This is a genomic window from Azospirillum brasilense (assembly GCF_001315015.1).
GTDB classification, from domain to species: Bacteria; Pseudomonadota; Alphaproteobacteria; order Azospirillales; family Azospirillaceae; genus Azospirillum; species Azospirillum brasilense.
In genome coordinates, this window is the sequence record NZ_CP012914.1 from 1,695,024 (window position 1) to 1,718,422 (window position 23,399).

Below are 23,399 nucleotides of genomic sequence, written 5' to 3' on the forward strand. Positions count from 1 at the left end.
GAATCTCCTGCCAAATCCCTGAATGGCCCGGCTCTTGTGCATGGCCGGAGCGGGTCGTCACGGCGTCACCCGTGACCCACGCTCACCCTAACCACGGAGCGGAGGATTTGGCAACGGCCACCAAAGGGCCCATCGGAATGCCCGGAAGGGCGGCGCGCTCGACCGCTCAGCGGCGGGAGGGCGGACGGTCCGAATAACGGCGCTTGGGCGCCGAAAAAGGCATCGAAAAACCAAGACGAAGCATCGGGAACCATAAGAGCGCACGCACGATACGGCCTCATTCGCTGTTGCAGATGCCCACACAATAGCAAATGCAACGGCAAACGGCCACCCCCGCCGCCTGCGGCCGAACGGCATAGCGCCTATGAGGCGATATTTGGGGGTAACGGGGGGGCCTTGTCAGCCCCCCTGCACCGCCATCTGCTCGTCCCGCTTCCTCTGCCGGTCCTGCCGCGCCATCACCAGACTGGCGATGAAGATACCGGTGGCGACCACCACCATCATCAGCGTCGCCAGCGCGTTGATCTGCGGGCTGATGCCGAACTTCACGCTGGAGAAGATGACCATCGGCAGCGTGGTGGAGCCCGGACCCGACACAAAGCTGGCGACCACCACGTCGTCGAGCGACAGGGTGAAGGCGAGCAGCCAACCCGACACGATGGCCGGCGCGATGATCGGCAGCGTGATGACGAAGAAGACCTTGGCCGGGCGGGCGCCGAGGTCCATCGCGGCCTCTTCCAAGCTCTCGTCCAGGCTGACGAGGCGCGACTGGATGATGACCGCCACATAGGCCATGGTGAAGGTGGTGTGGGCGATGGTGATCGTCGTCATGCCGCGGCCGTCCGGCCAGCCGATCGCCTGCTCCAGCGCCACGAACAGCAGCAGAAGCGACAGGCCGGTGATGACCTCCGGCATGACCAGCGGCGCGGTGATCATGCCGCCGAACAGCGTCCGCCCGCGGAACCGCCCGAAGCGGGCCAGCGCCAGACCGGCGACGGTGCCGAGCACCACCGACGCGGTCGCCGACATCGCCGCCACCTTGAGCGACAGCCACGCCGCCCCGAGAAGCTGGTCGTTCTGCAGAAGCTCCGCGTACCATTTGGTCGAGAAGCCGCCCCACACCGTGACCAGCCGCGACTCGTTGAAGGAGTAGAAGATCAGCAGGGCGATCGGCACATAGAGGAAGGCGTAGCCGAACCACAGCGCCCAGGCCAGTTTTCCCATCTGCTTCATCGCCCGGCCTCCGTCTGACGCCCCTGGACATGCTGGAAGACCATGATCGGCACCACCAGGAACAGCAGAAGCGCGATGGCCACCGCCGAGGCAACCGGCCAGTCGCGGTTGGCGAAGAACTCGTTCCACAGCACGCGGCCGATCATCAGCGTGTCCGGACCGCCCAACAGTTCCGGAGTCACGAACTCGCCGACCGAGGGGATGAAGACCAGAAGCGATCCGGCGATGATGCCCGGCAGCGACAGCGGCAGAGTCACCGTCAGGAATGCCTTCCAGGGCCGGCAGCCGAGGTCCGCCGCCGCCTCCAGCAGCGTCGGGTCCAGCTTCTCCAGCGTCGCGTAGAGCGGCAGCACCATGAAGGGCAGATAGCAGTAGGTCATGCCGATGTAGACGGCCCAGTCCGAGTAGAGCAGTTCGAACGGCTCGGTCGTCAGGCCGGTCCATTGCAGCAGGTTGTCCACCACACCGTTGGCCTTCAGGATGCCGATCCAGGCGTAGATACGGATCAGGAAGCTGGTCCAGAAGGGCAGGATGACCAGCATCATCAGCGGCCCGCGCTTGGACGGCTCCGCCCTGGCGATGGCGTAGGCCATGGGGTAGCCGAGCAGCAGGCAGCAGACGGTGGTGACCAGCGCGATCTTCACCGAATTCAGATAGGCCAGGATGTAGAGATCGTCCCCGCCCAGCCGCAGATAGTTGGACAGGTTCAGCAGGATCTGGAGTTTGGTCGTGCCCGCGTCCTCGTCCACCAGCCAGTCGATCAGCGGCGCGTAGGGCGGCTGCGCCAGCATCGCCTCCGACAGGCTGATGCCGAACACGATCAGGAAGGGCACCAGGAAGAACAGCAGAAGCCACAGGTAGGGGATGGCGACCACCACCCCCCGCCCCCACAGGCCGATCCGGCGCAGAAGATCGATCATTGCGTCAGCACCACCCCGGCGAAGGGACGCCAGCTCAAATACACCTCGTCGTCCCAGGTGATGGGCATCTCGGTGCGCCGCACCACGTTGGGCGCCGTGACGCGCACCGTCTTGCCCGTCTTCAGCTCGACCAGATAGATCGACACGTCGCCAAGATAGGCGATCTCGCGCACGATCCCGCTGGTGACGTTGCGCCCATCGGTGTTGGCCGGCGGCTCCTTGCTCAGCGCGATCTTCTCAGGGCGGACGGCGACGCCCACCGTGGCGCCGGCGGGGACCGCCACCGCGTGGTTGATGTAGAGGTCGCAGCCGGCGTCCTCGGAGCGGATCAGCACATGGTCGGCCTGATCCTCCACCACCCTGCCCTCGAACATGTTCACCGAGCCGATAAACTCGGCGACGAAGCGGGATTGCGGGTATTCGTAGATCTCGGTCGGCGTGCCGGTCTGGGCGATGACGCCGTGATTCATGACGGCGATCCGCGAGGACATAGTCATCGCTTCCTCCTGATCGTGGGTGACCACGATGAAGGTGACGCCCAGCTTCTCCTGTATGTTGACCAGCTCGAACTGGGTCCGCTCGCGCAGCCGCTTGTCCAGCGCGCCCAGCGGCTCGTCCAGCAGAAGCAGCTTGGGCCGCTTGACCAGCGAGCGGGCCAGCGCCACGCGTTGCCGCTGGCCGCCGGAGAGCTGGTGCGGCTTGCGCTTGCCGAACTGGCCGAGCTGGACGAGATCGAGGATCGCCCCCACCCGCTCCTTGATCTCCGCCTTGGCGACGCCGTCCTGCTTCAGGCCGAAGGCGACGTTCTGCTCCACCGACATGTGCGGGAACAGGGCGTAGGACTGGAACATCATGTTGACCGGCCGCTCGTATGGCGGAATGCCGGCCATATCGACGCCGTCGATGAAGATCTTGCCCTCGGTCGGCGTCTCGAACCCGGCCAACATGCGCAGCAAAGTGGTCTTTCCGGACCCGGAGCCGCCCAACAGGGCAAAGAACTCCCCCCGGTAGATCGACAGGCTGACTTCGTCCACGGCGACGAAATCGCCGAAGGTCTTGGTCACCTTCTCGATTCGCACATAGGGCTTCTGTCCCGGGTCCTGCCAGGGCTCCAGGCGCGTGGGCTTGCGGATCGGCTGGACGGCCATGCGGCTCCTCTCGGCGTCCTCTTCTCAAGGGAACGCCCCGGCCGTTCCCGACAGGGAGCGACCGGGGCGCGTGTCGTTCATGCCGGCTTGCGCGGCGCGCTTACTTGCCGGTCTTCACCTTGGTCCAGACGCGGGTGCGGGCCCGGTCGGTGGCCTGCTTGATCGACTTCAGGGCGAACAGCTTGACGGTGCTGTTCTCCGGCAGGAAAACGGCGGGGTTGGTCTTCACCGCTTCGTCGACCGAGGCCAGCGAGGCCGGAACGGCGTTGGCGTAGCTGACCGTGTTGGAGATCGCGGCGGTGTTCGCCGGGTCCAGGATGAAGTTGATGTAGGCGTGCGCGCCCTCCTTGTTCGGCGCGTCCGCCGGGATGGCCAGCGTGTCCCACCACACCTGCACGCCTTCCTTCGGCGTGATGTATTCGACCTTCACGCCGTTCTTGGCTTCCTCGGCGCGGGCGGCACCCTGGATGGCGTCGCCGTTGTAGGCCATGACGACGCAGGCGTCGCCGCCCGCCAGGATGTTGATGTTCTGGCCGGTGACGAACTGCTTGATGTAGGGGCGGACCGCCAGCAGCGTCTTCTCGACCTTGTCCAGATCCTCCTTCTTCTCGGAGTTCGGATCAAGGCCGAGGTAGTTCAGCACCGACGGGATCACGTCGATGGCCGAATCCATCACGGTGATGCCGCAGGCCGCGACCTTCTTCGCCACCTCCGGCTTGAAGATCAGGTCCCAGCTGTCGAGCGGGACGTCGGGGGCGACGGCCTTGATCTTCTCCGGGATGATGGCGATGCCGACCGTGCCGCCCAGATAGGGCACGGCGAACTTGTTGCTGGGGTCCGAGTTCTCGAGGAGCTTGAGAACCTTCGGGTCGACGTTCTTCAGATTCGGGATCTTCGCCTTGTCGAGCGGCGCCACGACCTTCGCCTGGATCATGCGCGACAGGGTCGGCTCGGCGGTGGGGACGATCACGTCGTAGCCCGACTTGCCGACCAGCACCTTCTGCTCCAGCAGTTCCAGGCTGTCGTACAGGTCCACCTTGGTGTCGTAGCCGGTGGCCTTGGTGAAGTCCGCCAGCGTCGATTCGCCCAGATAGTCGTTCCAGATGTAGATGTTGACCGGCTTCTTGGCCTGGGCCAGCGCCGGGCCGGCGATGGCGATCGCCGCGACGGCGCCGATGACGCTGAGAGCGAAACGTTTCATGCAGAAAGCCCCCGAATTCTGGATCGTTCGTCAGTTCGTGACTGGTCGACTTTTTTCCATTCGACGTGGGGGGCGGCGCGCATCGCACGGCGTCCCCGGCGCGAGCGCTATTGCACCCACGGGGGGGTTCGTTGTCAACGGTTTGCGGGTGGTTTTGCGGGTTTTGCGGAACGGAAACGCCCCCTTCCGCGGCGGCGGCGGAAGGGGGCGGAAATATGCTCAAACGTTCAGCAGAAGATTCTCGCGCTCCCAGGAGCTGATCACGCGGTGATAGGCTTCGTACTCCGCCTCCTTCACGCAGGTCACCGCGTCCAGGAATTTTTCGCCCAGCACCTCCTTCAGGGGCTTGCAGGCGTTGAACTTCTGAAGCGCGTCGCCCTGGTGGCGCGGCAGGGTGAAGGCCAGCCGGTAGGCGGACCCCTTCACCGGGTCGGTCGGCTCCAGCCCCTGGGCCATGCCGAGATAGCCGCAGGCCAGCGACGCGGCGATGGCGAGGTACGGATTCGCGTCGGCGCCGGCCACCCGGTTCTCCACCCGGCGCGAATCGGCGGGCGAGACGGGAACGCGCAGGCCGGTGGTGCGGTTGTCGCGGCCCCAATGCACGTTGATCGGCGCGTCGGAGTTCGGCACCAGCCGGCGGTAGGAGTTCACGTTCGGCGCCAGAAGCGGCATCGCGTAGGGCAGATACTTCTGAAGTCCGGCGATGTGGGACATGAACAGCGGGGTGTCCGCCCCGTTGGCGTCGGAGAACAGGTTGCGCCCGGAATCCGCATCGACCACCGACTGGTGGATGTGCATGGCGCTGCCCGGCTCGTTCTGCATCGGCTTGGCCATGAAGGTCGCGTAGACCTGATGGCGCAGCGCCGCCTCGCGCGCCGTCCGCTTGAACAGGAAGGCCTGGTCGGCCAGTTCCAGCGCGTCGCCGTGGTTGAAGTTGATCTCGATCTGCGCCGCCCCGGCCTCGTGGGTCAGGGTGTCGATGTCGATGTCCTGCGCTTCGCAGAAGTCGTAGACCATCTCGAAGATCGGATCGAACTCGTTCACCGCGTCGATGCCGAAGGCCTGCCTCCCGCTCTCCACCCGCCCGTTGCGGCCGACCGGCGGCACCAGCGGATAATCGGGGTCCTTGTTGACCTGGACGAGGAAGAATTCCAGCTCCGGCGCCACCATCGGCTTCCAGCCGCGCTCCTCATAGAGCGACAGCACCCGCTTCAGCACATGGCGGGGCGAGAAGTTCACCGGGCTGCCGTCGGCGTAGACGCAGTCGGTGATGACCTGGGCGGTCGGCTCCTCGTACCAGGGGACGAAGCGGATCGTCCGCTCGTCCGGGATCATGTAGATGTCGGAATTCTCGTCCGAGGTGACCGCGTCGTCCTCCGGGTACTCCCCGGTGACGGTCTGGACGAAGATCGCCTCGGGCAGCCGCAGACCGCGGTCGCGCAGGATGCGCAGGAACTTCTCGGCGGGCACGATCTTGCCGCGCGCGATGCCCGACATGTCGGGCACGAGGCATTCCACTTCGGTGATGCGGTTCTTCTTGATGAAGTCTTCCATGAAACCCATGAACGTATGGACCGCACCGGACGGTGGGCAGCCCCTCCCTGCTGTGAACGACCGCCTTACTATGATCCCGCACCCCCACCTCGCGCCAGAGGGGAACAAAGATCCTGCCCATATGACCGCTGGAATCATTGACGGGGCGGGGGTCCCTCCCCTAACTCGGCGGTCATGCCGACATCATCCCACATCCGCTCGTGGTACGCCGACACCGCGACTCCATACCCGCAGCACCCGGTGCTGGAGGACTCGCTGTCCTGCGACGTCTGCGTGGTCGGTGGCGGCTACACCGGGCTGATGACCGCGCTGGAACTGGCCGAGCAAGGCTACGACGTGGTTCTGCTGGAAGCCAACCGCGTCGGCTGGGGGGCTTCGGGCCGCAACGGCGGGCAGATCATCACCGGCTACAACAAGTCGATGAGCACCATCGAGCGCTGGGTCGGGGCGGAGGACGCCCGGCGCCTGTGGGACCTCGGCGAGGAGTCGAAGGCATTGCTGGCGGAACGGGTGGCGAAGCACGCCATTCCCTGCGACCTCACCTGGGGCTTCGCCCACGCGGCGGTGAAGCCGCGCCACATGGACGACGTGGCGGCGATGGAGCGCGAGATGCGCGACCGCTACGGCTACGACAAGGTCCGCGCGCTCGACCGCGAGGCCATGCGGGCGGTGGTGGGCAGCGACGCCTATGTCGGCGGGCTGGCCGACGACGGAAGCGGGCACCTGCACCCGCTGAACTACGCGCTGGGCCTCGCCGATGCCGCCGCGCGGGCCGGCGTGCGCATCTTCGAGGACAGCCGCGTCGCCGCTATCGGCACCGGGGATCGTCCCTTTGCCAGCACGGCGAAGGGCCGGGTGACAGCGCGTTTCCTCGTGCTGGCCGGGAACGCCTATCTGGGGGCGCTGGCGCCGCGCCTGTCGGCTGTGGTGATGCCCGTCGCCACCTACATGATCGCCACCGAGCCGCTGGGCGAGGCCACTGCGACGTCCCTGCTGCCGACCAATCTGGCGGTCAGCGACATGAACTTCGTGCTCAACTACTTCCGCCGCTCCGCCGACCACCGGCTGCTGTTCGGCGGCGGCGTCAGCTATTCCGGCCTGGACGCGCCGGGGCTGAAGATCGCCATGCGGTCCAAGATGCTGGCGGTCTTCCCGCAGCTCCGCGGCGCCGCGGTCGATCACTTCTGGGGCGGCCATGTCGCCATCACCATGAACCGCATGCCGCAGGTCGGGCGGCTGACGCCGACCACTTATTTCGCCCACGGCTATTCGGGCCACGGGGTGGCGCTGGCCGGCATGGCCGGTCGGGTCATGGCGGAGGCGATCCGCGGCGCGGCGGAGCGGTTCGACGTGTTCGCCAGGGTGCCCCACCTGCCCTTCCCCGGCGGGCGGCGATTCCGCACACCCGCCCTTGTCCTCGCGATGCTCTGGTTCCGGCTGCGCGATCTGCTGTAACCTGCCCGTCCCATTCCCGCTTCCGGTCCCCGCCCATGTCCGACGTTACCGATCCCGAAACCGGAAGCACGGATGCCGATGCCACGGCGGCGCCAGCCGTCGCGGCGCCGCCCGATTCCTCTCCGGCTGCGCCGATGCGGGACACGCACTTCGATTTCGAGCACAAGGTCTTCAGCCTGTCCGGGGCCTTCTTCTGCATCGACCCCTCGTCCAAGCAGCCGGTGCTGCACATCCTTCTGGGCGATCTGAAGGCCGCCCTGCCCTTCAACACGCTGATGGAGTCCTTCGACATCAAGGAGGACAGCCGCGACGCCAAGCTGCTGGATGTGGTGGAAAAGGGCTTGGCGTATGTGAAGCAGATCCGCCCCGGCGAGCAGATTCCCGGCGAGCTGCTGGACGGCCGGGCCTCCTGGTCGGTGGAGGAGAAGCACCGGACCATCGCGCGCGGGCGCCTGACCGTCCAGCTCGTCTCCTCGATCTCCGGGACTGAGATGATCGTGGTGAAGGCCGACGAGCTGGAACAGATCGTCGAGGACCCGCAGACCAAGCAGCGTGTCAAGGCCGCCTTCAAGGACATCGCGGCGAAGCTCGGCCTGAAGGACAACTATGAGCAATACCTGACCGACCGCATCGAGGACCTGACCCAGGAGCTGTCCTACATCGAGGCGTTGCGCGACCGCTTCAACGCGATCCGCGCCATCAGCGGCAAGCTGACCCGGCTGACCCAGATCTACCGGACCGATCGCACCCTGTGCAACGAGGTCGCGCGCATGCAGGGCCTGCTGGGCAAGCCGCTGAAGGATTATGACGCCATCTTCGAACAGGCGGATGCCCAGACCGGCGAGATCTTCGGCGCGCTGAAGTCCTTCGACACCACCGTGACCTTCATCCGCAAGATCCGCGACGACCTGCGCGCCCGGCTTCTGGAGTGGGAGGACATCCTCCAGGCCTGGGACACCACACCGGTAGAGAAGTCCACCGCCATCGAACAGTTGCAAAAGCAGACCTACCGTTTCCTCGCCAACCGCTTCATGGAAACCAAAGTCTGGATTCGCAAGTAACCGAATTCTCCGCCCTCCCCCGCCGTTGCCGTGGCCGAAGATTCGAATGGCTGCGATGATCGAAATCGGCTTGTCACCGGAAAGGCGCTCACCAAACATCCCTCCATCCACACCTTGACGGTGGCCGACACGGAGGATGTCGCCATGAGAGCAATCAAGCTGTCTTTATGGGGAATTTTAGCCCTTCTCACGATTTTATGGATCGCCGCCGAACCCGGCGTGTTTCTGGCGGATGGTTTCTTCAGCCTTCGCGCCCAATTGGTTCAATACAGCGGAATCATTGCCATCGGCTGCATGGCCGTGGCGATGATCCTGGCGTTGCGGCCGCGCTGGCCGGAGGCGTGGTTCGGCGGTCTCGACAAGATGTACCGCCTGCACAAATGGCTGGGCATCGCCGGCCTTGTCGCGGCGGTCGTCCATTGGCTGTGGGCCCAGGGGCCGAAATGGGCGGTGGGCTGGGGATGGCTGGCCCGACCGCAGCGGGGACCGCGGGCGATTCCCGACAGCTCCCTCGAACAGTCGCTCCGCAGCCTGCGCGGCACCGCCGAATGGCTCGGCGAATGGGCCTTCTATGCGGCCGTGCTGCTGATTGCCCTGGCACTGTTCAAGCGCCTCCCCTACCGGCTGTTCTTCAAGACGCACCGCCTGCTGACGATCGCCTATCTCGTGCTGGTTTTCCACGCCGTCGTGCTGACCGACTTCGCCTACTGGAGTTCGCCCATCGGCTGGGTGATGGCGCCGCTGCTCGCCGCCAGCGCCTGGGCCGCTATCGTCGTGCTTCTCGGCCGGATCGCCGCCGACCGGCGGGTTCCCGGCACAATCAACGCCCTCCATTACTTTCCAGGCGTGCGCACGCTGGAGGTGGCGATTGACGTTCCGCAGGGCTGGCCGGGCCACAAGGCGGGCCAGTTCGCCTTCGCCACCTCGGACAGGGCGGAGGGTGCCCATCCCTACACCATCGCCTCGGCCTGGAACGACGCCGAGCGCAAGATCACCTTCGTGGTCAAGGAACTGGGCGACCACACCCGGCGGCTGCGGGAACGGCTGGCGGTTGGCCAGGCGGTGACGGTCGAAGGTCCCTACGGCTGCTTCACCTTCGACGACTCCTGCCCGCACCAGATCTGGGTGGGCGGCGGGATCGGCGTCACGCCCTTCATCGCCCGCATGAAGTTCCTGGCGGCAAGCGCCAAAGGGCCACGGCAAACCATCGATTTCTTCCACACCACCAGCGAGTATGACGGGGACGCGATCGCGAAGCTCACCGCCGACGCTGCGGCGGCGGGGGTTCGCCTCCATGTCCTGATCGACGGCCGCGACGGCCGCCTGGACGGCGAGCGCATCCGTGCGCTGGTGCCGGAATGGCGCGACGCCAGCGTCTGGTTCTGCGGGCCGGTCGGCTTTGGGCAGGCGCTGCGGCACGACTTCGCGGCCCACGGCCTGCCGGTGGACCAGCGCTTCCACCAGGAACTCTTCGCAATGCGCTGACCTTAAAAAACCTTACGCCTCCGGCTCGCGCAGCAGGGCACCCTGGCGCAGCAGTTCGCGCTGGATGGCCCCGACCGGGATGTCGCGGGTGCGTTCGCCGCGCCGCGCCGCCATCGAGGCGCACACGCCGGCGGCCTGCCCCGTCGCCATGCAGGTGGGCGTGACCCGGTAGGAGGAATGGGCCTCATGGCTGCCGGAGATGCAGCGGCCCGCCACCAGCAGCTTTTCCATGCCCTTGGGCAACAGGGCGCGCATCGGCACCTCGTACCATTCGCCGGAGGGCACGCGCTTCAGAACCGTGCCGCGGCCGGTCGGGCTGTGGATGTCCACCGGGTAGGTGCCGCGCGCGATGGCGTCCTTGAACTTCGCCGCGCCCAGCACGTCGTCCGCGGTCATGGCGTAGTCGCCGACGATGCGCCGCGTCTCGCGGATGCCGACGCCGGTGCCGGTCTGGCAGGTGTAGGCGTTGGCGAATCCAGGGGCGTATTTGCGCAGGAAATTGGCGATCTGCGCGGCCTGCCGATGGCTCTCCCATTCCGCGCGGGTCAGGTCGAAGACGTTGGTTCCCAGCGCGCCGGTGACCCGCGTGCAGTTCAAGGCGATCTCCCCGGGGTGGGTGGTGGCGAAGAACAGGATGTCCTCGCGCGCCAGATCGAGATCGCCGTTGGCGGTGGCCTTCGACACGAGGTCCCACAGCCCATGCACGCCGCGCCATTGCGTCGGATGCTCCCGCACATAGCCGTTGAAGGCGTCGTGGTCGAAGGCGACCATGCGGAACATCAGCGTCATGGGCTGGGTCAGCCCGTCCTCCTCCCGCCCGACCTCGTAGTCGCAGCCGGCCAGCGCCGCGATGTCGCCGTCCCCGGTGCAATCGACGATCACGTCGGCCTCGATCACCACCGGGCCGGACTTCGTCTCGAAGACCACCGCGCCGGGCTTCCCAGGCTCGCCGAGGACGGTGGAGGCGAAGGCGTGCAGCAGCACCTTCACCCCGGCCTCGTCGAGAATTTGCTGCGCGGTGACCTTCAGCACCTCCGGGTCGAAGGGAACGGTGAAGCCGGTGTCCGGCGAGGGCGGAACGGCCCCCTGGTTGGTGTAGAGACGCCCCAGAAAGACGGCCAGCGCCCCGCCCACCACCGGCTCGCCGGGGCCGTGGTCCTGCGGCATCAGGCGGGTGTTGTCCACCACCGCCACCGAGCCGCGCTGGGTGTAGAAGCTCATCCAGGGCATGACGAGCGCCGCCGTGGCGTTGCCGCCGAGGAAGCCGTAACGCTCCACCAGGATGGTCTCGGCCCCCGACTGGGCCGCACCGATGGCCGCCCCCATGCCGGCCGGTCCGCCGCCGACGACGAGGACGTGGCAGCGCGCCACCTTCATGGCGCGGCGCGGCGGCAGGGTGACCGATTCAGGGTTCGGAGGACAGGGCAGAACGGGCAAGACAGGCTCCTTTCGTCATTCCGCCGACTATCATTCCGCCGGCTCGACCGCGGCTTCGGCGCGCGAGGTCACTGTCCGTAGGGCCAGCGGCGCCGTTTCGCGGGCGCGGTCCATCAACACGGGAATCCGGTCGCGCAGCAGTCCCTTCTGCTCCGCACGGTGGTCCCACAGGCGGTCGAGATCGGCGAGGAAGGTTCCGGCTGTGGTGTGGGACACGCTCGCCCGCGGCTCCAGCCCCACCGAGGACAGGAAATCCGACACCTTGGAGGCGTAGGGCAGCGCAATCAGCGGCGTGCCGGTGATGGCCGCGAAGATCAGGAAATGCAGCCGCATCCCCACGGCCATTTCGAAATGATCCATCAACCCGATGATCTGGCGCGGCGTGTAACGGTACTGCAGCAGATGGGCGCGTTCCGACACGGCCATGCGGCCCATGACACGGTGAGCCTCCCGCACGTCGGCGCGCTCCATCGGCACGAACACCACATCGGCGCCGAAGCGCTGCACGATGTAGTCCGCCGCTTCGGCCAAAAGCTGGTGATAGGCCGCGTCGGTGAGTTCCGGCGCTGCGGCGCCCTGCTCGCGCACCGACAGGCCGACCAGCGGACGGCCACGCGGGATGCCGGCCTCGGCCAGCATATCTTCGGTGAAGGGCTCCGGCTTCAGCAACAGTGCCGGATCGGCGGTGACCGTCACGGGGACCTGCACGCCGATCTCCTCAATCAGCCGCTTGGCGCTCGGTTCGCGGACGGTGATACCGCTCATGCGGTTGAGCCCCTCGCGCACCGCGTCGCGCTCAACCCGGTCCTTCAGCGGACCGACGCCGATGGCGAAGGTGTAGGTCGGGACACCCAGCTTCTGCGCGATGGTGACCTCGCGCAGGTAGGTCTGCGCCTCGCTGTCGTAGAGAATGCCGCCGCCCCCCAGGAGCAGCAGATCGAGCCGCTCGACCTCCGGCGTGATCTCGTCCTTCATGGCTTCCCGCGGATTCAGGACGCGGTCCACCGCATGGCTCTCGCGGGTGTGGGCGGCGTTGCGCGAAAAGACGACCACCTCCACCCCCGGCACCGTGGCGCGCAACTGCTCGATGGCCGAAGTGAGGATCGCCTCGTCCCCCAGATTCAAGCCGCCGTACGACCCTGAAATGCCTATGACCGTCATCCGAACCCCCTGCCGCACCGAAGCCGTGCGCCTATGCCTTCGGGTGCAACCCGACCGGCTGGCGAAGGTTCCATGCGATCGGTACTCTGCGGTCGCGTTCATCCGGAGTCGGACGAGCAGGATGTTGGAAGGGGAAGACAGGGCAGACGATGCAGAGACCCAAGCTGTTTCTCGACCTCGACGGCGTTCTGGCCGACTTCGACCGCGGCGTGAAGGCGGTCACCGGCAAACGCCCGGAGGAGATCCCGATGAAGGTCATGTGGCGGGAGTTGTCCCGCCATCCCGACTTCTTCGGCACGCTCGACTTCATGCACGACGCGCAGGATCTTTGGCGATTTTGCGAACCTTACGCGCCGACCATCCTGACCGGTCTGCCGCTCGGCTCCTGGGCGCCGGAGCAGAAACGGCGCTGGGTCACCCATATGCTGGGTCCCCACGTGCGGGTCATCACCTGCATGGCCCGTGACAAGCACCGCCATGGCGGGCCGGGCACCGTTTTGGTCGATGACCGTGAGAAGGCCCGCGATCCCTGGACAAAGGCGGGCGGCGACTTCATCCTCCACACCGGCGCGAAGGAGAGCATCGCCGCCCTGAAGCGCCTGGGCTTCACCGGCTGACCGGCGGCGTCACTCCGCCGGCAGCCGCTTGCCCTCGCTGCGCGTCTTGAGAAGCGAGACCACCACGCCCCCCGCGATCAGGGTCAGCGTCACGCCCAGCGAGATCAGCGGGTCCGGCTTGCCGAAGACCTGCGTGTAGAAGATCTTGCCGCCGATGAAGACGAGCACCAGCGCCAGCGCGTATTTCAGGTAACGGAAGCGGTGGACCATCGCCGCCAGCGCGAAGTAGAGCGCGCGCAGGCCGAGGATGGCGAAGATGTTGCTGGTGTAGATGATGTAGGGATCGGTGGTGATGGCGAAGATGGCCGGCACGCTGTCCACCGCGAAGATCAGATCGGCGAACTCGACCATCATCAGCGCCAGGAAAAGCGGCGTGGCGTAGAGGGCGGTCCGCCCGTCCGGCCCTGCCTCGCGCACGAAGAACTTCTGGCCGCGGAAGCCGTCGGTGATCCGCAGGTGGCGGTTCAGGAAGCGCAGCGCCGGGTTGTTGGCGAGGTCCGGCTCCTTGTCCACGGCGAACAGCATCTTCACGCCGGTGAGCAGCAGGAAGGCGCCGAAGACGTAGAGCACCCAATGGAACTCGCTGACCAGCGCGGCGCCGGCGGCGATCATCAGGCCGCGCATCACGATCACGCCCAGGATGCCCCAGAACAGCACGCGGTGCTGGTAGGAGCGCGGGACCGCGAAGTAGGTGAAGATCAACGAGATGACGAAGACGTTGTCGAGCGACAGGCTCTTTTCGATGAAGAAGCCGGTGTAGTACTGGGCCGCCGCGGTGTCGCCCATCGACCACCAGACCCAGCCGCCGAACAGCAAGGCAACGGCGATGTAGAAGGCGGAGAGACGGAGGCTTTCCTTGACGCCGATCTCACGGTCGCGGCGGCGGTTGAGGATGCCGAGGTCGAAGGCCAGCAAGGCCAGAACGAGGCCGACGAAGGTCAGCCAGACCCACACCGGCTTTCCCATGAAATCGAGAAAGATGGGTGCGATAAGGGAATCCATAACAAGACCCACTTGATTGCGCTGCGTCTGCAGTGAATTCAAGCGGTGTCCGACATCACGGCTGACGCCTCAGCCGTCAGAGGGGCCCGGACCCGAACGCCGCTCAAGTGGTGTTGCTGTTTTTCCGTTCAAGGCCTGGTTCCGGCGAGTCGATCAACTATCGACAGAAAACATCCTCCGTTTTCCGCTCGCTCAACACCGTTGTGCCGCGGTGGGCGGGCGCTTTGATGCATCCGGGCCACAGGGGATGCAAGAACTCATCATTGGCAAAACACTTATGGTTGCCTTTACGGCCATCGCTCTTGTGTCGATGGATTCAATCTGCCAAGAACACGGAAAAATCCACACGCGCACAGGCATCAGGAGTTTCGCATGAACCAGGCCGAGCTCATCGAGACCGTCGCAACCAACGCCGGCATCCGCAAATCCGATGCGGCAAAGGTCGTCCAGTCGGTGTTCGAAGGCATTTCCTCGGCGCTCGGTCGCGGTGAGGATGTGCGCCTCGCCGGGTTCGGCATTTTCGAGGTTGCCGAGCGCGCCGCCCGCGAAGGGCGCAACCCGCGCACCGGCGAGGTGGTGCAGATCGCCGCGTCCAAGGCGCCACGGTTCAAGCCGGCCAAGCAATTGCGCGACGTGGTGAACGTCTGATCGAAATCGCCCAAATCCAAGGCTGTTCCAAACGGCTGATCCACAGGGGAACGGAGCTGAACGCGGCCATGACCATCGAAGCATCGGAACTGCAGGCCCTGACCGCCAAGGTCGTTGCGGCCTATGTCGGCAACAACACGGTGCCGGTCGCCGACCTGCCGGCGCTCATCCTCAACGTGCAGACGGCCTTCAACGGCCTTGGCGAAGAGAAATCCGCACCGGCCAAGGCCGATCTGGTCCCCGCGGTGCCGATCAAGAAGTCGGTGACCCCAGAATACATCATCTGCCTGGAAGACGGGAAGAAGCTGAAGATGCTCAAGCGGCATCTGAAGACCGTCTACGACATGTCCCCGGACGATTACCGCGCCAAATGGAGCCTGCCGGCGGAATATCCAATGGTCGCCCCGAACTATGCGAAGGCCCGGTCGGAGATGGCCACGAAGCTCGGCCTGGGCCGCAAGCGGGTGGTTCAAGACTGATTCCCTGCCCTACGCAGTATACGCAAGAACGGGCGCATCGTGAGGATGCGCCCGTTCTTGCGTTCAGCGGCCATGGAACGACGCCAGGGAAACGATCAAGGCGCTCCAGCGCGACGACATCGTGTGCGGCGGGGCATAAAAAACCCAGCATGCGCTTCCGGAGTGTTTCCTTCCTGAACTCCGGTCGTTGGACGAACCAACAGCCCTTTTTCCCAATCCCGTCAATGCCCCTCAGGGCGCCTCAGGCGGTGATGCATCCCCGTTGCCGAGCGGGCGCTGCATCAGGACGCTGTCCACCCAGCGCCCGAACTTGAACCCCACCGCCTTCAGCAGGCCCGCCGGCTCGAAGCCCAGGCTGCGATGCAGACCGATGGATGAGGCGTTTGCACTGTCGCCGATCACCGCGATCATCTGGCGGCATCCAGCCTCCTCACAGCGATCGATCACCGCCGAGAGCAAAGCCCGGCCAGCACCGCGCCCCATGCACTCCGGATCGAGATAAATCGAGTCCTCGACGCTGTAGCGGTAAGCGGTGCGCAGCCGGTACGGACCGGCATAGGCATACCCTATGACCCTCCCATCCATCTCCGCAACGACATAGGGCATACCCCGAGCCAGCACGTCGTCCCGCCGACGGGCAAGCTCTTCCAGACCGGGTGGGACTTCTTCGAAGCTGGCCGCACCGGTCAGGACATGGTGAGCGTAGATCGCCTGGATGCGCACCAGATCGTCCGGTCGGCTGCTGCGAATGTTCATGATAGGGCCTCCCGCCTTGCGTCTTCCTGGGTTTCCTTCCGGAATAGCACGCCGGCAACCCCGCCGAACAGAAGCGTCACCATGGACCGCGCCTGCGCCGCTCTGCTCATCCCCGAAAAAGGTAATATGCAAAAAGACCAATCAATCTAGCCTGTATGGCCATGGCTTATGAAATGGATACCTATCTCCGGCTGAGTGATGACAAAGCGGAGATGGCCGCATCTGCCTTCACTCCAAACGAAAGCCGTCATATTTTCGCCAATCTCCCAAAAGTTCTCCCGATCTTTTTGGCATTCATAAGGACCGAATAGTCCGGATATACGCCAAAAAATATTTCTGACCCGCCGTTTCAAGGCTTGATCCAACTTGGTGGTGGCGGCACAGTATCAATGTCTGATTGACGTGTTCCTGGATAATTTCGGCAAATCCCCACAATAAGAATGCCGAAACGATGGGCGGCTGCGAACGGCCATCGAAAAGGTTCCACGGCAAGAGACGGTGGAGCGTTGGAGAGAGGAGGCCGGTGTGCTCAAGAAACTCCTGACTGGTGAAAACGCCAGCCTGACCCGTTACGTCGAGGAGTCGAAGCGGTTCCCCATCCTGGCCCCCGACGAAGAGCGCGAGCTGGCCGTCGCTTGGCGCGACCGCGGGAACGGCCATGCGCTGGAGCGTCTGGTGGGTAGCCACCTGCGGCTTGTCATCAAGATCGCCCGCGGCTTCGGCGGTTACGGTCTGCCGCTGGTCGACCTCGTCGCCGAAGGCAATGTGGGTCTGATGCAGGCCGCTCAAAAATTCGATCCGGGCCGTGGATTCCGTTTCGCGACCTACGCCACCTGGTGGATCCGCGCGGCCATACAGGAATACATCCTGCACAGCTGGTCCCTGGTGAAGATGGGCACGACCGCCGCGCAGAAGAAGCTGTTCTTCAACCTGCGCCGCCTGAAGAGCCAAATGCAGGAATTGGAGCAGGGCGACCTGTCTCCGTCCACCGTTACCGCCATCGCGACCGAGCTGGATGTGCCGGAGCAGGAGGTGATCGAGATGAACCGCCGGCTGTCGTCCAACGACAGCTCGCTCGACGCCGCCATGTCGAGCGATGGCGAAACCAACTGGCTGGAGCTTCTGGCCGACGACCGCCCAACCCAGGAGAGCGTGATCGCCGATGCCGACGAGTTGGCGCTGCGCCGCCGGCTGGTCGGACAGGCCCTGGAGCGCCTGGACGACCGTGAACGCCGCATCCTGTTCGAGCGCCGCCTGAAGGAGGATCCGTCCACCCTGGAGTCGTTGAGCCAGCAGTTCTGCGTGTCGCGTGAGCGGGTGCGCCAGATCGAGGTTCGGGCCTTCGAAAAACTGCAGAAGGCCGTCCTGAGTGCCGCCCAGGCTCTGCGCCGCGCCCCGGCCCATATGGCCGCCTGATGTAGCCGAACAGACATTTTCACGATGGTTCACAACATACCGGCGGATGCCAAACGGCTCCGCCGGTTTCTATTTCATTAACACCTGATGATTTGCAAGGCCTGCGACAATGCTGCCGGTTTCCACACCGATCGTAACCCTCCATAGTGCGCGCGCAGGTTAGTTTCTTTGCATTAAAAACAAATTTTGCTAATCTGATGCGGTCCCATTTTCGCGGGGAAGTCGATCCATGTCGCATTCCGACCAGACACAGTCCATCCTCGACCGAATCTCCTTCTTGCGAATCGACGAACCCTCAAAGGCCATTCTTCGAGAATTCCAACCTCATCTCGCCCAGCGCATCGATCAGGTCCTTGAGGATTTTTACGGCTACCTGCGCTCGGTCCCGCAGATCGCGACGCTGCTCGCCAACCCCACGGTGGTCAGCCGGGCGCGCGAGATGCAGAAGCAGCATTGGCTGAAGAACGTTTTCACCGGCACCTTCGACGACGCCTACATGGCGCAGGTTCTGAAGATCGGGCAGGCCCACCAGCGCATCGGTCTGGAACCGCGCTGGTACACGGGTGCTTATTGCTTCACGTTGAACAAACTGATCGACCTCGCCTATCAAGTCTACCGCAAGAAGCCGGAGAAGCTTGCCCAGCTGATGCAAGCGATCAATAAGGCGGTCTTCCTGGACATGGATCTGGCGACCTCCGTCTATGTCGACCTGAATACCGCCGCGATCATTTCGCGCGAGCTGGGAACCACCGCCGACTCGTTCGAACGCGAGGTGAAGAGCGTGGTGCAGGCCGTAGCCTCCGCCGCGCAGCAGCTCCAGGGCACCGCTCAGAACATGAGCCGCACCGCCGAGGAGACCAGCGCTCAGTCCACACAGGTGGCCGCGGCGGCGGAGGAGGCCTCCGTCAACATCCAGACCGTCGCTGCGGCGGCGGAGGAACTGACTGCATCCATCGGCGAGATCAGCCACCAAGTGACCCAGTCGGCGGCCATCGCCGGTGAGGCCATGTCACAGGCGGAACGCACCAACACCACCGTTCAGGGGCTGGCCGACGCCGCCAGCCGGATCGGTCAGGTGGTGAAGCTGATCCACGACATCGCCAGCCAGACCAACCTCCTCGCCTTGAACGCCACCATTGAGGCGGCGCGCGCCGGGGAGGCCGGCAAAGGCTTTGCGGTCGTGGCGTCGGAAGTGAAAAGCCTTGCCAACCAAACCGCCAAGGCGACGGAGGAGATCAACTCCCAGATCGGCGCGGTTCAGGGCGCAACGCAGGACGCTGTACTCGCCATCCGCTCGATCTCGGAGACCATCGCGCGCATCAACGACATTTCGACTTCTATCGCCTCGGCCATGGAGGAGCAGGGTGCCGCCACCACCGAGATTGCCCGCAATGTCCAGCAGGCGTCGATCGGCACCCGCGAGGTCAGCGAAACCATTGTGCGTGTCAATTCCTCGGCGTCGGACACGGGGGCCGAAGCGCGCAGCGTCCTGTCGGCGACGAATGAACTGTCCGTTCAATCGAACAATCTGCACGCGGAGGTAGACCGTTTTCTGGCGCGGGTTCGGGCCGGCTGATCGCTGGAACGGTTTGTAGCCGGCGGCCCGAGGCGGTGCCGCCGGCTCATGAGATGGACCGGCCCGCTGTATGGGCGGAGAACGCTGGCGCTGTCGTCAAAGAACGGTGCGGAGAACCGTATCGCTGATCTTGATCTTCGCCGCGTTGGCCGCCGAACGGATATCGTCAAGCGAGCGCCAATGGCTGCGGCCGCCGATGGTGGTCAAAGCACCATTCTGCATAGCCACGAAAAGGCCGGTGCGCCCCAGGTTGATAATTTTGATCATCGCACGGTCCTCCCTGTCTCCGAGCACTCTTTCTGCGTGAGAGAGGCACCTCATCACCGAACGGCTGCCTCCCAGCTCCAATTCGTTTAGAGACTTATCAAGAATCACCCTAATTCGTCAACAAGGCCGATCGTCATATCCTTTGAGTTGTTAAGGCCGCCGAGAGATCTCTGTTTTATATGCAATTTTTCTAAATACTTTCCTTTGCATCGAAGCTCGTAGCCAGATTTTTCCCGGTAAGACTTTCATCGGGCGCAAGGAACGCCGCCAGCGTCGGTCCGTTCATTCCCTCAGATGGTTCGAAGTCCGGAGGAGGAATGGACGCCGCCACCGCGTCGCAGGATGTCATCAGCCTGCCTGTCACAATTCGCCCGGCCTGCCGGACCGATCTGTCGGATCTGGAATGGTTCGGATTGCACACGCCACACCGCGAAATCCTCGCCACAGCCTTCCGCGCCCAAGAACGCGGAAGCGGCGCACTCCTGGTGGCGGAGATCAACGCCTTTCCCGCCGGCCAGATCTGCATCGACTTTCAGCGCAGGAGACATCTGCGCCGCGCCACGCTATGGGCTTTGCGGGTGTTCCAACCCTTCCGCAACCGGGGCATCGCCACGCGTCTGATGGCCGCGGCCGAGGGCGCCGCGCTCGACCATGGCTACTCGGAATCGGAACTGGGCGTGGACCGGGACAACGGCGGGGTCCTCGCCTTCTACGAACGCCTGGGATACGAACTGCGCGGCACCGAGCGGGGGCGCTATTCCTACCGCACCCCGGCCGGCGAACTGGTCCAGGTGCCCATCGATCAGTGGATCATGCGCAAGCCGCTGTTCCGGCAGGCGGCGTGGCAGACCAGTGCCGGCTTCGCGCCGGTCATTCCGCCGCCAGCGCTATGAGCCGCGCCGGGCGGCGGCGCGGCAGACGGATGCGCGCGCTGTCCAGGATGTCCGCCAGTTCCCGCGCGGAATCCGCGGCCATGGTCAGGGCGACCAGGGGAAGCCAGCGGTCGAGCACCTGGGTTGTCACGTCCCCTTCCCCGGCCTGCATGGCGGCCAGCGCGTCCAGCACCGCCATCTCGTCCATCCCGACCCGCGAGCAGGACGGGCAGCGGAACGCCGGTCGGCTGGCGTTGGTCACGGCGAAGGTGCCCAACAGGGCGAACAGCGGCAGCAGAGCCGACGACGGCACCCCGGCGACGCCGAAGCTGGCCCGCATGGCGGCCATCCCGCCTGCGGTGCCGTGACGGAACCACTGCCGGAAGCCGGTCAGAAGCGCGCGCTCAGCCGTCGTCAGATCGGACACCGTCCAGGGGGACAACCGCCCCTCGCCCACCGAATCGCACATGTTGACCCCTCCCGACTGAAGTGACGGAACTGACCTTAGACGATCCGCGCCTAATTTGCGAGTCATTCGCATTTGCAATTAACGGACCTTCTGACGCAGGGCACCCGCGCCGATGGGGGCTGTGACAACGCACCGTGACAAAGGCCGGCCCGGTCCGATGGAAAGGTCGGGTTAACCATATTCCGAGACCCTTTCCACGCCCGCAAACAGGAGCGTGGAAGGATGAGGCGGACAGTCGGACAGGCGCTGCTCGGATTGGTGGTGGCGTTGGCAATGCTCGGTACGGCGCAGACGGCGGCGGCCCAGATTCACCTGAACCCGGCCTATGGCGACGGCACCCTGCTCGGCCCGACGATGGCCCGCGGCGCGGTGGTGTGGAGCCACGGCCGGTCCGTGGAGGTGGAGGATTCGAACGCCCCCACGCCGCTCTACATGAAGACCATGCGGGACGCCGGGTGGGACGTGTTCCGGCTGGACCGCATGCGGGTCAGCGACACGCTGCCGAACAGCTCCCGCGCGCTGGCGGGCTACGCCGACCAGTTGAAGGACCGCGGCTATCGCAAGGTCGTGCTGACCGGCCAGTCCTTCGGCGCCTTCCTCTCGCTGATGGCCGCCGGGCAGAGCGACCGGGTGGACGCTGTCGTCGGCACCGCCCCCGCCGCCTTCGGCAACTTCTCCGACTCCTACGACAGCTTCCGCGACAATGCGGCGCAGCTCTGGCCGATCCTGCGCGGCATCCACAGCGCGCGGGTGATGCTGTTCTTCTTTCACGGCGACGATTTCGACCCCGGCGGGCGCGGGGAGTCGGCGCGCAGCATTCTGTCCTCGCGCAGGCTGGACCACATCGTGGTCGATCAGCCGGCGCTGTTGACCGGCCACGGTGCCGCGACGACCGGGATGTTCGTCCGCCGCTTCGGAGCCTGCATCCTGCGCTTCGCCGAGGCGCCGCCGCGCCAGGGCGATCCGTCCTGCGACGAATCCTGGGGCCGCACGCCGAGCGCCGAACTGATGCGGGCCGCGGCGCCGGAGCCGCGCACCGGCAGCGGCACCTCCTCTCCGGCGGGCACCGGGGCCCGCTCCTTCCTCGGCGTCTGGTACGGCGCCTACATCAACGGGCGGGAGATCGCGCTGGCGGTGGATCGCGTCGAAGGCGACGCCGTCTATGCCGATTATGTGCTGGGGCCGGGCATGGAGGCCGACCAGCCGATGGAGCGCGCCCAGCGCAAGGGCCGCATCGAGAACGACGAACTGGTGTTCGACGAGAAGGGGCGCAACGTGCTGCGCTACAGCATCCGGACGGACGGGCGCCTGTCCGCCACGTGGCTGGACCGCTCCGGCAAGGGCCGTCTGGAGACGACCCTCCGCCGGATGGATTGAGTGATCACAGCCGGCGGGCGAGCGCCAACAGCCCGCCGGCGCCGATCATCAGGCCGCCGGTCAGGCGGTTGAGGGTGCGGGCGGCGGACCCGCTGGTCAGTCGGGCGCCGATGCTGTTGCCCCCGGTGGCGTAGGCCATGATCCAGCCGAACTCGATCACCACCATGATCGCCACCAGCGCCACGAGTTGCGGCATCAGCGGGGCCGCCGGGTCGATGAACTGCGGGAACAGGGCCGCCATGAAGACCAGCGCCTTCGGGTTGCTGAAGGCGACCAGAAGCCCGCGCAGGAACAGGCGATGGGCCGGGGCTTCCTCCGCCGCCGCGGCGCCGCCGACGCGCGGCGAGCCGTCCGGCACCGGCGCCCGCCACGCGGCGATGCCGAGCCAGGTCAGATAAGCGACGCCCGCCCACTTCACCGCCTGGAAGGCCGGCTCCGACGCCGCCAGCAAGGCGCCGAGGCCCAGCACCGACAGGGTGGCCATCGTCGTCAGCGCCACGCACATGCCGAACCCTCCCCAGGCCGCGCGGCGGACGCCGTAGCGCAGGCCGAGGCTCATCGCCAGCAGCATGTTGGGGCCGGGAGTCATCGACAGCACGAAGGCCGTCGCGAAGAAGAATCCGAGGGTCTGCCAGTTCATCGCCGTCTTCCGAAGGGGTCCAGGATGTCACCACGACGCGGCGCGTCTGGCAAACGCCGCCTGCGCAAAGCTGGTCAACGCCCGTCCAGGTTGGGCCGGCCTGGATCACGGTAATCCCATGGCGGCGTGCGAAGCCACTCCTCCAGGCTGCCCGGCAATGCCCGGCCCTTCAGATCCGGCCGCTCGGCCGACTGGATGGGCTCGGAAGTCTTCGCGCCGAGAAGCGCGCCGGGCCACACCCGCCCGTCCCGGTCGACCCGCGCACGGTAGCGCAACCCCATGGAGGCGATGAACTCCCCCTGCCCGGTCGGGCGCCCGAACGCGAATTCGCCGACATAACGGTGACCCTCCGGCAGGGTCAACGTCCCGAAACCGGTGGCGAGGCCATGCCGGAACCGGCCCTGAAAAACCGTCCCATCCTCACGTCCACCGCGTCCAGGCCCTTCGGCCCGACCATCGACAAAGACCGCCTCGATCCAGTCCGCCGGTTCCGCGCCATCGAACATTTCAAGAACTCCAGTGCCGTGGGCGAAGCCGTTGCGGCAGGGTCCGCTCCATCGGACGGACCTCCCCGGACTCAGCTTGTGGTCGTGGACGCGGCAACCGCTGACCGGGTCGGTCAGGA

The 23,399-nt window shown here is 65.6% G+C and carries 23 protein-coding genes; 10 read left to right on the forward strand and 13 right to left on the reverse strand.

The window, feature by feature from the left end:
* Positions 1-399 precede the first annotated feature (399 nt).
* The 5 genes from AMK58_RS07840 to AMK58_RS07860 all read right to left on the reverse strand — a co-directional run bounded on the left by AMK58_RS07840 (position 400) and on the right by AMK58_RS07860 (position 6,065).
* A complete protein-coding gene (locus AMK58_RS07840) occupies positions 400-1,233 on the reverse strand; it encodes an ABC transporter permease subunit (RefSeq protein ID WP_014240466.1) in 834 nt (277 codons plus the stop codon).
* Complete coding sequence (locus AMK58_RS07845) at positions 1,230-2,153, reverse strand: ABC transporter permease subunit (protein ID WP_035673867.1); 924 nt, start codon at positions 2,151-2,153, stop codon at positions 1,230-1,232. The genes AMK58_RS07840 and AMK58_RS07845 overlap by 4 nt, the downstream gene beginning before the upstream one ends.
* The gene (locus AMK58_RS07850) at positions 2,150-3,301 is read right to left on the reverse strand and encodes an ABC transporter ATP-binding protein (protein ID WP_059398788.1); all 1,152 of its coding nucleotides are present in this window, start codon (positions 3,299-3,301) and stop codon (positions 2,150-2,152) included. The genes AMK58_RS07845 and AMK58_RS07850 overlap by 4 nt, the downstream gene beginning before the upstream one ends.
* 100 nt (positions 3,302-3,401) lie before the next feature.
* Positions 3,402-4,502 carry an extracellular solute-binding protein gene (locus AMK58_RS07855; RefSeq protein ID WP_035673871.1) on the reverse strand — a complete coding sequence of 367 codons (1,101 nt, stop codon included), beginning with the start codon at positions 4,500-4,502 and terminating at the stop codon, positions 3,402-3,404.
* 219 nt (positions 4,503-4,721) lie between these two features.
* A complete protein-coding gene (locus AMK58_RS07860) occupies positions 4,722-6,065 on the reverse strand; it encodes a glutamine synthetase family protein (RefSeq protein ID WP_035673873.1) in 1,344 nt (447 codons plus the stop codon).
* A gap of 165 nt (positions 6,066-6,230) precedes the next feature.
* Here AMK58_RS07860 and AMK58_RS07865 point away from each other — a divergent pair, with 165 nt between their 5' ends.
* The 3 genes from AMK58_RS07865 (at position 6,231) to AMK58_RS07875 (ending at position 10,057) form a co-directional block, all read left to right on the forward strand.
* Positions 6,231-7,511 carry an NAD(P)/FAD-dependent oxidoreductase gene (locus tag AMK58_RS07865; protein WP_035673876.1) on the forward strand — a complete coding sequence of 427 codons (1,281 nt, stop codon included), beginning with the start codon at positions 6,231-6,233 and terminating at the stop codon, positions 7,509-7,511.
* A 35-nt stretch (positions 7,512-7,546) separates the two neighbouring features.
* Entirely contained in the window at positions 7,547-8,572 is a 1,026-nt protein-coding gene (locus AMK58_RS07870) for a hypothetical protein (RefSeq protein ID WP_035673878.1), read from the forward strand.
* A gap of 144 nt (positions 8,573-8,716) precedes the next feature.
* On the forward strand, positions 8,717-10,057 hold the full coding sequence (locus tag AMK58_RS07875) for a ferredoxin reductase family protein (RefSeq protein ID WP_035673963.1): 1,341 nt from the start codon (positions 8,717-8,719) through the stop codon (positions 10,055-10,057).
* 12 nt (positions 10,058-10,069) lie between these two features.
* Here AMK58_RS07875 and AMK58_RS07880 read toward each other — a convergent pair whose 3' ends face one another.
* Positions 10,070-11,494 (reverse strand): FAD-dependent oxidoreductase, encoded by a 1,425-nt coding sequence (locus tag AMK58_RS07880; RefSeq protein ID WP_059398789.1) that lies wholly within the window; start codon positions 11,492-11,494, stop codon positions 10,070-10,072.
* A 30-nt stretch (positions 11,495-11,524) separates the two neighbouring features.
* Positions 11,525-12,655 (reverse strand): polysaccharide pyruvyl transferase family protein, encoded by a 1,131-nt coding sequence (locus AMK58_RS07885; RefSeq protein WP_051140241.1) that lies wholly within the window; start codon positions 12,653-12,655, stop codon positions 11,525-11,527.
* A 149-nt stretch (positions 12,656-12,804) separates the two neighbouring features.
* On the opposite strand from AMK58_RS07885, the gene AMK58_RS07890 reads away from it, so the two are divergent.
* The gene (locus AMK58_RS07890; protein WP_035673887.1) at positions 12,805-13,272 is read left to right on the forward strand and encodes an HAD family hydrolase; all 468 of its coding nucleotides are present in this window, start codon (positions 12,805-12,807) and stop codon (positions 13,270-13,272) included.
* A 9-nt stretch (positions 13,273-13,281) separates the two neighbouring features.
* Here the strand turns inward: AMK58_RS07890 and AMK58_RS07895 are convergent, their stop codons facing one another.
* Positions 13,282-14,274, reverse strand: coding sequence for a TerC family protein (locus AMK58_RS07895; protein ID WP_035673889.1), 993 nt, complete (start codon positions 14,272-14,274; stop codon positions 13,282-13,284).
* A gap of 321 nt (positions 14,275-14,595) precedes the next feature.
* Between AMK58_RS07895 and AMK58_RS07900 the strand changes: the two genes are divergently transcribed.
* The gene (locus tag AMK58_RS07900) at positions 14,596-14,922 is read left to right on the forward strand and encodes an HU family DNA-binding protein (RefSeq protein ID WP_276509462.1); all 327 of its coding nucleotides are present in this window, start codon (positions 14,596-14,598) and stop codon (positions 14,920-14,922) included.
* A gap of 68 nt (positions 14,923-14,990) precedes the next feature.
* Positions 14,991-15,401 (forward strand): Ros/MucR family transcriptional regulator, encoded by a 411-nt coding sequence (locus AMK58_RS07905; RefSeq protein WP_035673891.1) that lies wholly within the window; start codon positions 14,991-14,993, stop codon positions 15,399-15,401.
* 231 nt (positions 15,402-15,632) lie between these two features.
* On the opposite strand, the gene AMK58_RS07910 is transcribed toward AMK58_RS07905, so the two are convergent.
* Positions 15,633-16,157 (reverse strand): GNAT family N-acetyltransferase, encoded by a 525-nt coding sequence (locus AMK58_RS07910; protein WP_035673894.1) that lies wholly within the window; start codon positions 16,155-16,157, stop codon positions 15,633-15,635.
* A 525-nt stretch (positions 16,158-16,682) separates the two neighbouring features.
* Between AMK58_RS07910 and rpoH the strand changes: the two genes are divergently transcribed.
* Together rpoH and AMK58_RS07920 are read left to right on the forward strand one after the other, a co-directional pair.
* On the forward strand, positions 16,683-17,573 hold the full coding sequence (rpoH, locus tag AMK58_RS07915) for an RNA polymerase sigma factor RpoH (RefSeq protein WP_035673897.1): 891 nt from the start codon (positions 16,683-16,685) through the stop codon (positions 17,571-17,573).
* A gap of 229 nt (positions 17,574-17,802) precedes the next feature.
* Positions 17,803-19,149: a globin-coupled sensor protein gene (locus tag AMK58_RS07920; protein WP_035673900.1), complete on the forward strand. Its 1,347-nt coding sequence runs from the start codon at positions 17,803-17,805 to the stop codon at positions 19,147-19,149.
* 96 nt (positions 19,150-19,245) lie between these two features.
* On the opposite strand, the gene AMK58_RS30830 is transcribed toward AMK58_RS07920, so the two are convergent.
* Positions 19,246-19,416, reverse strand: coding sequence for a hypothetical protein (locus AMK58_RS30830; RefSeq protein WP_167555887.1), 171 nt, complete (start codon positions 19,414-19,416; stop codon positions 19,246-19,248).
* 317 nt (positions 19,417-19,733) lie between these two features.
* Between AMK58_RS30830 and AMK58_RS07925 the strand changes: the two genes are divergently transcribed.
* Positions 19,734-20,309 carry a GNAT family N-acetyltransferase gene (locus AMK58_RS07925; RefSeq protein WP_035673904.1) on the forward strand — a complete coding sequence of 192 codons (576 nt, stop codon included), beginning with the start codon at positions 19,734-19,736 and terminating at the stop codon, positions 20,307-20,309.
* On the opposite strand, the gene AMK58_RS07930 is transcribed toward AMK58_RS07925, so the two are convergent.
* Positions 20,287-20,757 (reverse strand): hypothetical protein, encoded by a 471-nt coding sequence (locus AMK58_RS07930; protein ID WP_035673907.1) that lies wholly within the window; start codon positions 20,755-20,757, stop codon positions 20,287-20,289. The two genes, AMK58_RS07925 and AMK58_RS07930, sit on opposite strands and share 23 nt — an antisense overlap.
* 222 nt (positions 20,758-20,979) lie before the next feature.
* On the opposite strand from AMK58_RS07930, the gene AMK58_RS07935 reads away from it, so the two are divergent.
* Entirely contained in the window at positions 20,980-22,134 is a 1,155-nt protein-coding gene (locus AMK58_RS07935) for an alpha/beta fold hydrolase (RefSeq protein ID WP_035673908.1), read from the forward strand.
* Positions 22,135-22,138: 4 nt separating this feature from the next.
* On the opposite strand, the gene AMK58_RS07940 is transcribed toward AMK58_RS07935, so the two are convergent.
* Entirely contained in the window at positions 22,139-22,774 is a 636-nt protein-coding gene (locus AMK58_RS07940; protein ID WP_059398790.1) for a LysE family translocator, read from the reverse strand.
* 74 nt (positions 22,775-22,848) lie between these two features.
* Positions 22,849-23,280, reverse strand: coding sequence for an MORN repeat-containing protein (locus AMK58_RS07945; protein WP_158283149.1), 432 nt, complete (start codon positions 23,278-23,280; stop codon positions 22,849-22,851).
* Positions 23,281-23,399 lie beyond the last annotated feature (119 nt).